Raw genomic sequence first — 14,893 nt, forward strand, 5'->3', positions numbered from 1 at the left:
GTAACAGATAATTAATACGTTAACTTAAAGCTATTGCTTCTTTGACACATCGTTACCGTCGATCAACCATAATGGGTATTGGTAATTAAGTTGTTATGATTGAATTCAAGCGCCTATGGCATTATCTCACACGCTATATCGATAACTTCTTGTTAGGCGGGATCTTTTTATTGATGCTGGTTGGACTAATCGTACTCTATAGCGCGAGCGGAGGAAATTTAGGCCGGGTTAGCAGCCAAATATTAAATATGATCGTAGCGCTCATAATTATGTGGTTGGTAGCCAATATTCCCCTTCAGCAAATTATGCGCCTTGCCTTACCATTGTACATAATAGGGATCGCTCTATTGATTGGTGTTGCCCTGTTTGGTGAGATACATAATGGCGCACGACGCTGGCTAAACATAGGAATCACAAGGATTCAACCTTCCGAGCTGTTAAAAATAGCTGTTCCCCTCATGATGGCCTGGTATTTTGATAAATCCGAAATAACCCTGCGTTTACGCGATTATGCCGGCGCTACCTTGATTCTATTATTACCCGTATTACTGATTGCTCGTCAACCTGACTTGGGAACAGCCTTATTGATTACAACGAGCGGTTTTTATGTCCTTTATTTTGCGGGTTTATCCTGGCGGGTGATGGCTGGTTTGTTAGCTACTGCTGCAAGTGTATTACCATTATTCTGGTCATTAGCAATGCATGACTATCAGCGTAAGCGCATTTTAACCATGCTTGATCCTTCTCAAGATCCGTTAGGGGCAGGTTACCACACTATACAAGCCAGCATTGCCATCGGCTCCGGAGGCATTACCGGAAAAGGATGGCAAAAAGGAACACAATCCCAGCTGGATTTTTTACCCGAACAAAGTACCGATTTTATTTTTGCAGTATTCTCGGAGGAATTTGGTTTAATCGGCAATGGTTTGTTATTATTATTGTATCTAGTCGTCATCGGGCGTTGTATGATCATTACGGCCAATGCACCGACACAGTTTACCCGCCTCGTTGCCGGCTCGATCACATTGACTTTCTTTACCTATGTTTTCGTCAACATGGGGATGGTCAGTGGAATCCTGCCTGTAGTAGGTGTGCCCCTTCCATTGATCAGCTTTGGAGGAACATCTCTAGTAACGATGCTACTGGGCTTTGGTATTTTGATGAGTATACAAACACACCCTAAACTGGTAAAAACATAAGGATGGTATACCCATGTTTACAAATACACCTCATTCATTTTCTACTTTCTGGACATCTTGTCTTACTCCTCTCCTATCCATTATTGCGCTGATCACGTTAGTAGCTTGTAGTGGCACATCTAAGTATGCCGGGTCGCAAGAAAAAAGCGCGGCTACAGTCTCAACGGTCTCTGCAAGAACCAAAGGAGGAGGTTATTATCTTGATGATGGCCCACCTGACAACCCACCGTCCAATCTAGACTCTATTCCCAATGCCATTCCACGCATCGAAACCTTAAGGTCAGCCAATATGCGCCCCTATGTTGCATTGGGCCAAACATTTACACCCATGACATCACTCGCCCCTCACAAAGAGCAAGGTATCGCCTCTTGGTATGGGCGTCGCTACCACGGTAAACAAACTGCTTCTGGAGAAGTGTACGACATGTATGCCATGACGGCCGCTCATCCAACTTTACCCATTCCAAGTTATGCTCGGGTTACTAACCTTAATAATGGCAAATCGGTGATCGTTCGCGTTAATGATCGAGGTCCTTTCTTGGCAAATAGAGTCATTGATCTTTCCTATACTGCAGCATACAAACTGGACGTCCTCGCAAATGGAAGTACTCCAGTGGTAGTTGAAACGATCATTCCAGGTGTCGCATCGTCTTCCCAAGTAAAAAAAACCGTATCTATACAACCACCTAATACACAAAGCAATAGAATCTACCTGCAACTTGCCGCATTTGGTTCTGCCAGTAATGCCCACAGCTTTCTTTCACAAATACGGGCAGAACTGCCATCCATCACTCATAAGACTGACATCACCAATGAAGGTGGTCTATACAAAATCCATATTGGACCCTATTTCAGTCAGGTAGCTGCCAGAAAAACTGCTGACGAAATCGCGCAACGCATCGCTGTCAAACCGATATTAACAATGCGTTAACAGCTGATCGCGCACACTGTGCTAGAGTCTGTGTTCAGCGCGCATGCCAGTAGCGACGGTTAATCTCACGCCAGCTGCCAACCGAAATGCCATTATCTTTAAACTTCAGCAATATTGCTCCATCACGATCACTGTGCATCAGTTGACTTCCCAGCGCACGGTAGCGCTCAACGACTTCCTTACTGGGATGCCCAAAGTGATTACGATAGCCAACAGTGAATAGGGTAAGCCTGGGGTTGACCTGTCGTATAAAAGCTTCTGTCGAAGAAGTCTTGCTACCATGATGAGGTGCGATCAGAACCGTTGAGCGAAGCTGCTGGCTCGCGCGCGCAAGCAAGGCCTGCTCTGAACTCTTCTCAATATCGGCTGGCAATAGCACACTTCCATGATGTGTAGTAATTTTCAGTACGCAGCTGGATTCATTGGTTTTTCGCCTATTGAGATCATAGTTTTGTACTGAAGGATGTAACAATTCAAAATGAACATCATCCCATTGCCATGATTCGCCCGCAAAGCATTTCCTCCCATTCTTAGCAGCTTGCTGGATAGGATGATCAGCATTCAATGATGATAACAATAACTTCACGGGCATTGCTTCTGACACAGACAAAGCACCACCGCTGTGATCTAAGTCTGCATGGGATATCATCATAAGATCAAGTTGACTGATTCCTTCACCGCGTAAAAATGGCACAATAATCCGCTCTCCGCTATCGGTTTCTCCAAAACTGGGTCCCGTATCGTATAACAGCGCATGATGCTCGGTACGCGCCACCACTGCTAACCCCTGGCCGACATCCAGCACAGTCAACCACAACTCGCCAACTCCTGGTTTGGGTGGGGAAACTACAAATAGCGGCAGCAATGCCACCACTCCCAGCCATCGCGCAGGAAAGCCCGAGAAAACGCCCAAACCTGAGCCAGCTGGCAGAAACAACCAAACGATACCTGCTATACCGGCAATCACCGTCCATAAGGGAGGAGTATGCTGCTGCCAGACAACCTGGGAAGCTTCGCTTAGCCATTTCAGCAGCGCCATGCCGCCGCTTAATATTTCATGGGCGGGTAATAGCAAAAAATCAAGAAACGGCACAATTGCAAGTAGCGTCAGCGGAACCACCGCTAGGCTCACTAATGGAATAGCAATTGCATTCGCTATCGGTGCGATCAGCGACACTTGCTGGAACATCACTAGCAGTAAAGGACTCAACCCCAGTGTAATTACCCATTGCACACGGATCCAACTGATTATTGCGCTCATTTTGCCAATACGAGCAAAGGTTACTAACGTGATCAGCGCTATCGCACCAAACGATAGCCAGAAACCGGGTGAGATCACTGCCCATGGATCAAATACCACTACGATCAATAACGCCCATACGAGCACAGCGGGCGGCGATACCCTACGATCACTCCAGAGCGCAATGGCCATGATTGCCAGCATCAGAAATGTCCGTCTAGTGGGAACTGAGAAACCGGCTAGTAATGCATAGCACAGTGCCGCCAAGAGACCTGCGGCAACAGCCATTTTGCGCGCTGGCAGTAAGAAGGATAACCGAGGGCATCGACGCCAGAACCAATAGACCAGTGAAAAAACCATACCTGATACCATTGTCACATGAAGCCCCGAGATAGACATAAGATGATTGGTGCCAGTACGTGTGAAAATCTGCCACTGCTCGCGGGGGATAGCATGCTGCTCCCCTACTGCCAAGGCAATTTGAATGCCTGCATAGGGATGATCAGCTAAAACATGTGTAAACCGTGTGTGAATCTGCTGACGGGTATGCTCAATCAAATATTTAGGATAGTTAACCCACTCATCCAAACGCACATTATTTTCTGATATGCGAACATAGCCCATAGCACGGATATTGCGTTCTATGGCTTTTGCCTCAAAATCGGAGCCATGGGGATTGGCGTTGCCATGGGGGCGCTTTAGCCGTACGGTCAGTCGCCAGCGCTCACCAGCATTGACCTTAGGAAGCACGGATTTGCTGACTTCCTCAAATCTCTCACACATTTTGTACCAAGTCAGCATGATATGCGCGGGCACCTCTGCCTCTGACGTTAGCACTTGCTCTACATCAAACCGGAAGCGCACACTTCGATCCGTCACTTGCGGCAATTCCGCGATGACACCTATCAGCTCGATATCGCGGCTTTCCCATTCATAAGGTAAAGTATCTGCCATACGCCAGTGAGCAAACATCGCTGCCCAGAAAAAACCCAATCCAAGAAAAAAACCAAATAACAGAATTTTTCGGATTGCGACAAATGCATTCGGATAAAAGTAAGCGTAAAAAAATAACAGTATCGCAGCAGGCAGTAACGCTACTGCCCATTGTATTCCAGGCAATTCAGCCTGTAGCTGCAATAAACAAGAACCGAATACAAAGGCAAGACTGTAGGTTTGTGTCAGCAATTTTTGCGATTACCAAATGAAAGGCGCACTGTTGATTCTTGCAATGAACAAATTGCAGATATGAAAGAATCATTGCTGTTTATATACGACGGGAAAATTCAGAGACTGAGGAAATTAATAAATTCACAAAATGGGAAGGCGTATGTAGATAAATCCTGAAATGGCAAGCTTATTTATTCAAAGACGTTACTGCCTGCCGATTAACGTTAACGCAAAATGATCATTTACGGTTAAAATGTCACATTTAATTCTAGAGAGATTAATTATGTATCGTATCGCCCCGAGCATTCTATCGGCAAATTTCGCCAAACTAGGCGAAGAAATCACCAACGTCCTGGATTCAGGCGCAGATATCATTCACTTTGATGTCATGGATAACCATTACGTCCCTAATTTGACTATCGGCCCTCTGGTGTGTGAAGCGATACGCCCTTTAACCCAAGCAGTGATTGACGTGCATTTGATGGTTGAGCCCGTGGATCGTATCATTCCTGATTTTGCCAAAGCAGGCGCCAATATCATTTCTTTCCACCCGGAGGCTTCCAGGCATATCGACCGTACCATCGGTTTGATCAAGGAACAAGGATGCAAAGCAGGCTTGGTCTTTAATCCGGCTACTCCTCTTGGCTATCTTGACCATGTTCTGGATAAACTAGATTTAATCTTGATCATGTCTGTCAATCCCGGTTTTGGTGGACAAAAATTCATCCCTGAAGCACTCAATAAATTAACAGCGGTCCGCAAACGTATCGATGCAAGCGGCAAAGACATTCTGCTGGAAATTGATGGAGGTGTAAAAGTCGATAATATCGCTGAAATCGCGCGCGCGGGTGCGGATACCTTTGTTGCGGGATCGGCTATTTATGGCGCTGGCAAAGACAGTGACCCACATCGCTATGATACGATTATCTCGGCAATGCGAGCAGAGCTAGCAAAAGTTTAGTAATGGTTGTTTTTACCTTTTTATTACCCATCACCTGAACAAAAATAAATGAATCAGAATAGTTTGCAATGTGCTTGCCGTACAACAGAAATTGAGTTTCCTATCCAGATTAAAGCCGTTGTCATCGATCTGGATGGTACGCTGCTTGATACCGCAACAGATCTCGCCTTTGCCGCGAATAAGATGCTACAGGAACTAGGCAAACCAGAATTACCGCTCGCTACCATCCAATCCTTCATAGGAAAGGGTATTCAGAAACTGGTGAAACGTTCGCTAACGAATAGCCTAGAAGATGAGCCAGATCTTGAATTATTCAGCAAAGCTTTGCCTATTTATGAGCGAAATTATGGTGAACATCTGTATACCCATACTCGTCCCTATCCCGGGGTTATCGAGGGATTGAATGCACTCAAGGAGGATGGGTTTCAGTTAGCCTGTATTACCAATAAAGCTGAAGCATTTACCTTGCCACTGCTACGTGCAACTAACCTGCTGAGTTATTTTGAGATCGTATTGTCAGGTGACAGTTTGCCCAAAAAGAAACCAGACCCCATGCCCTTGCTGCATGCCTGCAAGCACTTTCAAATTGAACCGTGTGAATTGCTGTTAATTGGCGACTCACTCAATGACACGATTGCAGCACGTGCGGCGGGATGCAATATCTTCTGCGTGCCCTATGGTTATAATGAAGGGCGGGATGCGCATGAACTGGATTGCGATGCAATTATTTCTTCACTGCTTGAAGCAACGAAATTAATCAAAAAAATAAATTAGTTTCAGTTACAAAAGAGCGTCGAAGAATTTTTCATAACGGTCACGCTGCACTGCATTGCGAATAAGCATCCTGCTCGATGAACACATTAATAAGTATCCTATCGCCAAGCTACTCTCTGATTTCTTTCTTTTTGAAGAGGTGAGTGTGTGACTCAAAGTGAATTCAACGACCTGGCAGTCCAGGGTTACAACCGCATTCCCCTGGTGCTGGAAACTTTTGCTGATCTTGATACACCGCTTTCAGTTTATCTCAAGCTCGCCAATCAGCCCTATTCCTATTTGTTGGAATCGGTACTGGGGGGTGAACGTTTTGGGCGTTATTCCGTTATCGGGTTGCCTGCAAAGACACGCATAGAAGCATATGGTAATGATGTCACTATCATCAAGGATTCCAGTTCTAAGAAAATCAATGTCGGGAATGTACTAGACTTTATCGAATCCTATCTTGCTGATTTTAGAATTGCACCGTATGAGGGTCTACCTCGCTTCTGCGGAGGGCTGGTAGGCTATTTTGCCTATGATACAGTACGTTATATCGAACCAAGACTGGCCGGTCATGCCCGACCCGATACCTTGCATACACCGGATGTACTGCTATTGCTGTCCGAAGAGTTGGTTGTAGTAGACAATCTTTCTGGAAAACTTTATCTCATCATCTATATCAATCCAGATTCGGACAACGCTTACCAGACCGGAAAAAATCGGCTCAAAGAGCTACTGAGCAAGCTACGGCAACCTTTAACCATTCCGGTTGAAAAACCAAGCAATTCAAGCACTGCCGTTTGTGAATTTAGTGAAGCTGACTTCATCGCAGCCGTAGAACGCGCTAAACAATATATCGTTGATGGCGACATCATGCAGGTCGTCCTTTCACAACGCACCAGCAAACCTTATTCAGCCTCCCCGCTTGCGCTCTATCGCGCACTGCGTAGCCTCAACCCCTCTCCCTATATGTTTTATTATCATCTGGATCATTTTCATATCGTCGGGGCTTCACCTGAAATCCTGGTACGACTTGAAAATGACATGGTAACGGCACGCCCAATTGCCGGGACACGCCCCCGCGGCAAGAATATGCAGGAGGATTCAGCGTTAGCGACTGATTTACTGGCTGACCCCAAAGAATGTGCCGAACATGTCATGCTGATGGATTTAGGGCGCAATGATATCGGGCGTGTTGCCCAAACCGGTACAGTCAAAGTGACCGAAAACATGAAAATCGAGCACTACTCCCATGTCATGCATATTGTTTCCAACGTGGAAGGTAAACTCAAGCCAGGCCTAAATGCGATCGACGTATTACGCGCCACTTTCCCGGCAGGCACAGTCAGTGGCGCACCCAAGGTCAGAGCAATGGAAATTATCGATGAACTGGAGATCTCCAAGCGCGGAATTTACGCAGGTGCAGTCGGTTACCTGAGCTTCAATGGCGATATGGATCTGGCTATTGCGATCCGTACCGGTGTGATCAAAGATGGCAAGCTGCATGTCCAGGCAGGCGCCGGTATTGTTGCTGACTCTGTACCTCTTAACGAATGGATCGAGACACAAAACAAAGCCAAAGCTTTATTGCGTGCTGCTGAGATCGCTGAGAGCGGACTGGACAGCAAAATTGAATAAGCACCGCGCTTTAACCAGATCGCTCATTAGTGTTCTGAATATAACTCAGTTTTTTCACAACTTGCTTCATTAACTAGTAGTAGACCGTTCCAGCATAACGGTTACAGAAAACGCCGTTCGGCCTGAGCCTGTCGAGGGCCATAACAGTTGTTAGCGATTTGACAAGCTCACCGAGAACGTAATGGTTTTACTGGAACGATCCACTAGTAGTTCGTTCCGTCAATACAGTTACACATTAAACTACGCCGAGGTTGAACTTATTCCAACGGAACACGACGGGTGAAGCGTTAATCTCGTCAATGCCCTTCAGAATTCGTGCCTTTAGTTCATCAATGGAGCTTACGCGGATGTGGCGCAGAAAGGTTCTGGCCATCTTCGAGATGGCGCACTTGATCAGGTTGAGCCAAGAGCCATGCTTGGGGGTATGGACATACTCGAAGCGCCCCGGGCGGGTAGAGTTCATCGAGTTGCTTGAGCAACGCGATGAACTCCGCGCTACGATGACGGTCTGCCACATTGGCAAAGATATGCCCCGAATGCAGATCAATTCCGGCCAGTATCGACACAGTGCCATGTCGACTATATTCATGGTCGCGCCCAACGGCTGAATGTTTTCCGGGAATGGGTGGCAGTCGGGTGTGGTTAGTCCGATGGCTTGAACACCAGGTTTTTCATCGACGCTGACGGTATAGATGGGTTCAGGCCGTCCGTCATGAACCGCGCCTTCGCGATAGATCGAAACGTCCTAGTAAACCAGCAGGACTTCCTGCATCTTGCGGTCAAAATCCGGATCCCGTTTTTCCAGGTAGTAGCGAATCTTGTAGGGCTTGATTTCGTTCTCATCGAGAATGCGCCAGACGGGGGAAAGTCCGCCGCCTCAGCGCACTCAGATACAAAGCGCGCTAAGCCGGAGATCGTCCACAGTTCCGCCGCCAAGCCATAATCTTTTGGCTTAGTGCAGGCGATGCTCGCTACCCAGGCGCGGGCTTCATCGCTAATCTCAGGTTTGTGCGGGCGGTGATAGGTATCCTTCAATCCCATCTGCACACCTGCCGCCAGCGCCTTGTCGATACATCGGTAGATCACCAGGCGACCGACCCCAATTTACCGTTGCAGGCCAGTAATAGAGATACCATCAGCACAACCGATCAGTATCTTGGCGCGTTCAATCTCGCACGCCGGTGCTGTTCTTGATCTGGATAACTCCTTCAGCATCTTCTTTTGATCCTCCGCCAACACCAGCGCTGTGCACGTTTCGTTTTCCCCGCCATGGTCACCTCCGTCAAGAGTTGCATGATGTATAAGAACCATGGCTATTATAAATCAATCCGTAATGCTAATGCTGAAACGAACTACTAGTAGTTACTAGGAGAGTAAATAAAAAACAGATATAAAATGATTTATTTACAAGATTTTATATATTCTCTAAATTATGATTTCTATCGAAAACTAGAATTACTGAAGCCTAAACCTCTGTTGAGAGTCAATTTGGAGAAACTTTACTCATTACATATCGAAACTTACCAGATTTTTCCTTAGGAATTTCTGCTACTTCTTCAATAATAATTTCTACATTCTGGCCCAATCTTGATTGAAATTTATGTTTTATCATTTCGCTAATAGTAGGATCTAATCCAATTTCGCTTACGACCCATACACGAGTAAGATTCAGACTTTCTTGTATGATTTTGAATGCGCTGATCTGTGGTAAATTCCTCAAAATATAAATTAACGCTAAACCATGCATGACAGTACCATTTTGCGCCATTACAAAATCAGTACTACGCCCTTGAATTTCTCTTAATAAAGGAAGTCCTCTCCCACAGCTACACAATTTGTCATCTAGTGAACCTATATCACCTGTACGATAGCGGATAAATGGAAAGTCGCTACTCGCAAGATGCGTAATTACTATCTCGCCAGACTGTCCTGGAGGCAGAGGGATGCCGTGGTGATCAGTGATTTCAACGATAATATCTTCAGCAGTAATATGCATATTTCCTACTGGGCATTCATGCGCAATAAAACCCGCATCACGCCCCCCATAGCCATTTGCAACAGAACAACCAAAGACTTTACTGATTTGCTGACGTTGATCATCGTATAGTCGTTCGGAGGTAACAAAAGCAACTCGAATACCCAGATTATCCATTTGCATACCTATTTTTTCAGCATGGCCTGCAATATGGGCCAGCGCTGATGGGTAGCCAAAAAGCATTCTTGGTCGTTGAGACTGAATTTCTTTCAGAAATATATTCAGCTTTTGCTCGGACATTTCAAATGCAGGTAATAGCTTGCTCCGAAACAAGCGGTCACGCAAAACACGTATGCTGTCTTGTGCATCTAGTTCTATAGGAGATCCCCAGACAACAATCTCTGGATCACCGATATCCACATCCCACCAGCGAGTTGCACGCCATTTTGCAGCGACATCATGACTAATACGCTCGTTACCTATATAAAAAACCAGTGGCTCACCACTTGAACCTCCGGTATTAAAACGAGCTAATTTCTGTGCTTTAATTGATTTAAATGCATCTATGTTGTTGCGAATCTTTGCTTTATCAAGTAAAGGCAGATGTTTTAAATCAGCGAGAGAGTTGATTTCAGTTGGGTTAAAACCTATTTCAGCAAATAAACCGTGATAATAAGGAACATTTGCTTGAGCATAAAAAAGTAATCGGCGCAACCGAGTAAATTGGAACTGTTCGATTTGCTGTCTTGGCCACCACTGTGATATTTCCAATTGTTTGCGTACAGAAACGCTATTATGGCACTTAAGATATTCATGAATAGGAAAAAATAGACTGGATACCAGTAACGTATAAAAACTCTTTCTCTCGTTATAGTTAGAATTCATTCTTTATCTAATTGAATGATTTAGCTAGAACCTGTTCATAAACGCTCAATAAACGATTCTGCACATTGCGCCAAGCATATTGCTGCACAGTTATGAGACCTGCTTCAGCAATTTTCCTTGCTTTGATAGGGTCATTGAGTAAAGTCAGAATAGCGCGAGACATTGCTATTGGATCTCGAGGAGGAATCAGTAACGCTGTTTTATCATGGGCTACTAGATAGGGGATACCTCCAACATTGGTACTCACTACCGGTACTCCACAGGCTAAAGCTTCTAGAATCGAAATGGGCATGTTGTCAACTAAACTTGGATTGACCATTACATCTGCGCTACGATAAAGACTAATAATAGCCTCATTATCAACTCGGCCAGTGAATGTTACCGCATCCACTAATCCAAGCTCTCTTACCAATGCATTAAGTACTAATTCTTCAGGCCCCGAACCGGCTATTGTCAATCTTGCATCAGAAAAAACCCTTCTAACTTGATAGAAAGCCCGTATAGCTGTGGCATTGTCATATATTGCCTCTAAGTTACGTGTCAGAATGATATGAGGTGCTTTTGCAATCTTCTGATTCCTTTTGTCAGTTTGTTCTGAGAAGCGATCGAGATTAATAATATTAGGTACAATAATCGTTGCAAATCCTCTTCTCTTAAATATTTCTTCAAGAAAATCGGATGGCACGATGATTGCAGCAGTCAATTCCAGACTAGGCTTAACCCAGAAAAAAGATTTTTCAAAAAAAGCTTCTGCTTCTCCACCTCGATAATTAATTACAGCAGGCTTTTTTTTAATTCGTGCGATCCAGATGACTGGTGCAGCATAGAGATGCCATGACCAGCCGGAATTAGCCATAACATGAAATAATTGTACTGTATCCGCTGAGCGCCAGAGGTTAATTAAGTAAGGTATCAGTCGAAAAAGAGCTCGAATCCCTTTGATCTTGTTTATCCATTCAGGATAATAGGGAGAGTTTACTTGGATGAGTTTGATCTGAGCGCCTTCCTGACGTAGTAATCTGGCTAATTGCTCAGTTTGATTTGCCATTCCACCCGAAGGGGGCGGCAAAGGGCCTACTAGTCCAATATACAATTCAGAAACCTTCAATCGGTTTTCCTTGGTTCGCTATAAGTTGTTTATAAACAGCTTTGTATTTTGCGACACTGACTTGCCAATTACGCTCTGTTTCTACAAAGAGACGCCCTGCTCTACGTAAATTAGGCCATTGATGGGGTGAATTCAAAAGATTATTTACCTTTTCTGCAAGTGATTGAGTATCACCCGCTTTGAACAGTATTCCTGTTTCCCCATCTCGAATGAGTTCTAAATGTCCACCCACATCGGAAGCAATCAATAGCCGACCCTGCGCCATGGCCTCCAAAGGTTTGAGTGGTGTTACCAAATCTGTTAAACGCATAGATAAGCGAGGATAAATTAATATTTCAATCAAGTCATAGTAATCTTTTACTTGATCATGAGGCACGCGCCCAGTGAAAATGACTTTATCCTGAATACCAAGATCTTTAGCAAGTTGTCTCAGATGAGCGTCTTGTGGTCCTCCTCCTACCAGCAATATACGCAAATTAGAATGTATCGGTAACATAATCGGCAAGGCGCGCAACAAAATTTCAAGTCCTTCATACGCATAAAACGATCCAATGAACCCAATTACGCGCTTATCCTGCAGACCAAGTTGAATTTTAAGCGTTCTATCTGTTTCATTACCGATTGAGAATTTCTCGATATCAACCGCATTAGGAATAGTAGTAATTTTTTTGGCTGCAATACCTCGCCTTACAATATCATTGCGCAACCCATCACAAATAGTTGTAATTGCGTCGACTCGGCGTAATGCATAGTTCTCAAGAGCGCGCGTCAAGCGATAACGCAATCCCCACTCCCGGCTAGTACCATGATTGGCCGCGGCATCTTCCCAGAACGCTCTTACTTCATAAACTACAGGGATACCCAATCTTTGCCCAACACGAATAGCAGGAATAGCATTAAGTACCGGAGAATGTGCATGCAAAATATCAGGTTTAACAATTTTAGCAACTTCATCCAGCCGTTGAGTCAAATTATTGATAACTGAGATTTGATTCAGAACAGGTAGTTTATTAATAACACCGGAGATGTTAGGTGTGCGGTAAAAATGCCAATCATCAATTTTTTCTTCGAATAGTTTTGAGATACCATGCTTTGCACTTGTTAGATGAAAAGTTTCCCAGCCTAGTGCGTGTTGTGCTTTTAAAATGGACAGAGTTCGAAAAGTGTAGCCGCTATGTAGCGGAATGGAATGATCAAGTATATGTAGAATACGCATCTTTTATTAGCGGCTTCTTAATGAAATTAGTAAATAGCTACCTAGTTATGTGAAGTGACTTTCATCAACTGCACAGCCTGATAGTAGAAATAAGCTCTGACAGGGCTGGCTAATCAAGCTCAGGCAGCTTGATGAATTATCTGGTATTGAATAGTAGACCTCATTGGAGGTCTGGTGATCAAGATTTTGATGAAAACGCTCCTGATTGTACCAGTCAAACCACTGAGTCAAACTTTGCCTCACCTCATTTAAGTCATTGAATGCTTTGGTGTATAAGAGCACATACTTTACTGTACGCCATAGCCGCTCAACAAAAATATTATCACAATCATAACTCTTGCCATCCCATCCATGATGATCTGGGTATTGTGATCCTTCAAAACAGCAATCCATGCTGTATGTTGTCAAACTAACTTGGACAGATGATTGCATGAATTATACTCATCGTACTTCAAAATTCTGTTTTCATAATCCCTCATCCAGCCCTCTCCCAGCGGGAGAAGGTATTGATGCCTAATTTTGAAGTACGATGAGTATAAGAGGCATTTTAGCTATCAGGTTTGAATTTTTTGATTGGTTATCGTAATGCATACGACGTCGCATAGCCAAAGTATGCATCTTTATTTCCTCCCGCGCATCCAGAATTGATGAGCTATGCTCATTTCTGGTGTATAACAAGAGAAGAAAGCGATGTAATCTGTTGATAAAGATCTGCCCAGATCAACTATCAAGAAAGGAAAACACCGCAATGACAGATAATAATGTTTTTAAACTGAACAAACCAGACCCAGAATGATCCGCTGCAAGAAATACTCCGGAAAGGTGCTCGTAAAATGCTGGCCGCGGCCATAGAAGCGGAAGTATTCATTTTTATTGAGCGGCATGGATCTTTAAAAACTGATGAAGGTAAAGCGGCAGTGGTCAGAAACGGCTATCTGCCTGAGCGCTCGATTCAGACAGGGCTTGGAGATATTGAAGTCAAAGTTCCGAAGGTTCGGGATCGCTGCGGATCGGCCATCAAGTTCAACAGTAGCCTGGTACCGCTTACTTGAAGCGTATACTGGGAATATTGAGGAGTTTTTGCCTTGGCTTTACCTGAGGGGCATTTCAACAGGAGATTTTTCAAAGACATTGATTGTACAACTCACCAACCCTGGAAAATAAGGCCGCTCATTCCTCAATACCTGATTCAGGTAATAGTGCTTAAATGTCCGGTAGCCCGATCAGATGAAACCCCACCACCACGATCGTCATGACTTCACTAAGACACAGTTTCCCTCGTCGCCGACGCGGCTTTAGGGTCTGTTGACATTTCACATAGATAGCCACAAGATATCCCACACGCGTTAGCTACCATACTTTCGTAATTTCTTTTCAATTTGTCGTATCGTGTTGCTGTTGCCCGATACTGCTTTAGTCGGGCAAAGGCGTTTTCCACCAAATGCCGGACCTATACAAGCCCCAATCCATATCTGCGTTACCCTTCAGCGAATTGCGCTTTCTTGGAATCACGGCCCTGGCTCCTTTCTTTATGATCTGCTCACGTATGCATTCACTGTCATAGCCCTTATCCGCTACAATCGCCTGCACATCAGGTAACTTGGCAATCAGCTCCGGTGCCACAGAGCAATCATTCACATTTTGTGGGGAGGGGTGAAAATCTCTCAATATTACGAGTTTACTTCGACTTATGAAATACTTACCTCAAAACGCCAACAGACCCTAGTACTCAGTCATTCTTGAAATGTCGGCTAAAGCTCCCCATACTCTCGAGCTTCAACGTAGAATGGAAGTGGGCCAATGGCAAAGAAATACAT

10 protein-coding genes and 3 pseudogenes are annotated in these 14,893 nt (G+C 44.6%); 6 read left to right on the forward strand and 7 right to left on the reverse strand.

Features of this window, described 5'->3' with window-relative positions:
- The first annotated feature begins 95 nt into the window (after positions 1 to 95).
- Together rodA and BLP80_RS16515 are read left to right on the forward strand one after the other, a co-directional pair.
- Entirely contained in the window at positions 96 to 1,199 is a 1,104-nt protein-coding gene (gene rodA / locus BLP80_RS08170; RefSeq protein WP_090542146.1) for a rod shape-determining protein RodA, read from the forward strand.
- Between the two features lie 13 nt (positions 1,200 to 1,212).
- Positions 1,213 to 2,130, forward strand: coding sequence for a septal ring lytic transglycosylase RlpA family protein (locus BLP80_RS16515; RefSeq protein WP_090542148.1), 918 nt, complete (start codon positions 1,213 to 1,215; stop codon positions 2,128 to 2,130).
- A 34-nt stretch (positions 2,131 to 2,164) separates the two neighbouring features.
- Here the strand turns inward: BLP80_RS16515 and BLP80_RS08180 are convergent, their stop codons facing one another.
- The gene (locus tag BLP80_RS08180) at positions 2,165 to 4,555 is read right to left on the reverse strand and encodes a DNA internalization-related competence protein ComEC/Rec2 (RefSeq protein ID WP_090542150.1); all 2,391 of its coding nucleotides are present in this window, start codon (positions 4,553 to 4,555) and stop codon (positions 2,165 to 2,167) included.
- 265 nt (positions 4,556 to 4,820) lie between these two features.
- On the opposite strand from BLP80_RS08180, the gene rpe reads away from it, so the two are divergent.
- From rpe to trpE, 3 genes are all read left to right on the forward strand, one after another.
- Entirely contained in the window at positions 4,821 to 5,498 is a 678-nt protein-coding gene (gene rpe, locus BLP80_RS08185; RefSeq protein ID WP_090542152.1) for a ribulose-phosphate 3-epimerase, read from the forward strand.
- A gap of 48 nt (positions 5,499 to 5,546) precedes the next feature.
- The gene (locus BLP80_RS08190) at positions 5,547 to 6,272 is read left to right on the forward strand and encodes a phosphoglycolate phosphatase (RefSeq protein WP_090542154.1); all 726 of its coding nucleotides are present in this window, start codon (positions 5,547 to 5,549) and stop codon (positions 6,270 to 6,272) included.
- Positions 6,273 to 6,419: 147 nt separating this feature from the next.
- A complete protein-coding gene (gene trpE, locus BLP80_RS08195; protein WP_090542157.1) occupies positions 6,420 to 7,892 on the forward strand; it encodes an anthranilate synthase component I in 1,473 nt (490 codons plus the stop codon).
- Between the two features lie 235 nt (positions 7,893 to 8,127).
- Here trpE and BLP80_RS08200 read toward each other — a convergent pair.
- From BLP80_RS08200 to BLP80_RS08220, 5 genes and pseudogenes are all read right to left on the reverse strand, one after another.
- Positions 8,128 to 9,163, reverse strand: a pseudogene (locus tag BLP80_RS08200) (IS630 family transposase).
- Positions 9,164 to 9,375: 212 nt separating this feature from the next.
- The gene (locus BLP80_RS08205) at positions 9,376 to 10,752 is read right to left on the reverse strand and encodes a phenylacetate--CoA ligase family protein (RefSeq protein ID WP_090542159.1); all 1,377 of its coding nucleotides are present in this window, start codon (positions 10,750 to 10,752) and stop codon (positions 9,376 to 9,378) included.
- A gap of 7 nt (positions 10,753 to 10,759) precedes the next feature.
- Positions 10,760 to 11,800 (reverse strand): glycosyltransferase family 4 protein, encoded by a 1,041-nt coding sequence (locus BLP80_RS08210; RefSeq protein WP_176754317.1) that lies wholly within the window; start codon positions 11,798 to 11,800, stop codon positions 10,760 to 10,762.
- Positions 11,801 to 11,846: 46 nt separating this feature from the next.
- Entirely contained in the window at positions 11,847 to 13,076 is a 1,230-nt protein-coding gene (locus tag BLP80_RS08215) for a TIGR04063 family PEP-CTERM/XrtA system glycosyltransferase (protein WP_090542162.1), read from the reverse strand.
- Between the two features lie 45 nt (positions 13,077 to 13,121).
- Positions 13,122 to 13,508 (reverse strand): integrase core domain-containing protein, encoded by a 387-nt coding sequence (locus tag BLP80_RS08220; protein ID WP_090542164.1) that lies wholly within the window; start codon positions 13,506 to 13,508, stop codon positions 13,122 to 13,124.
- Between the two features lie 368 nt (positions 13,509 to 13,876).
- On the opposite strand from BLP80_RS08220, the pseudogene BLP80_RS16650 reads away from it, so the two are divergent.
- Positions 13,877 to 14,237 (forward strand): annotated as a pseudogene (locus tag BLP80_RS16650) (transposase); the annotation flags it as partial.
- 152 nt (positions 14,238 to 14,389) lie between these two features.
- On the opposite strand, the pseudogene BLP80_RS08230 reads toward BLP80_RS16650, so the two are convergent.
- Positions 14,390 to 14,714, reverse strand: a pseudogene (locus tag BLP80_RS08230) (transposase); the annotation flags it as partial.
- Positions 14,715 to 14,893 lie beyond the last annotated feature (179 nt).

Source organism: Nitrosomonas sp. Nm132, from assembly GCF_900100485.1.
Classification (GTDB): domain Bacteria; phylum Pseudomonadota; class Gammaproteobacteria; order Burkholderiales; family Nitrosomonadaceae; genus Nitrosomonas.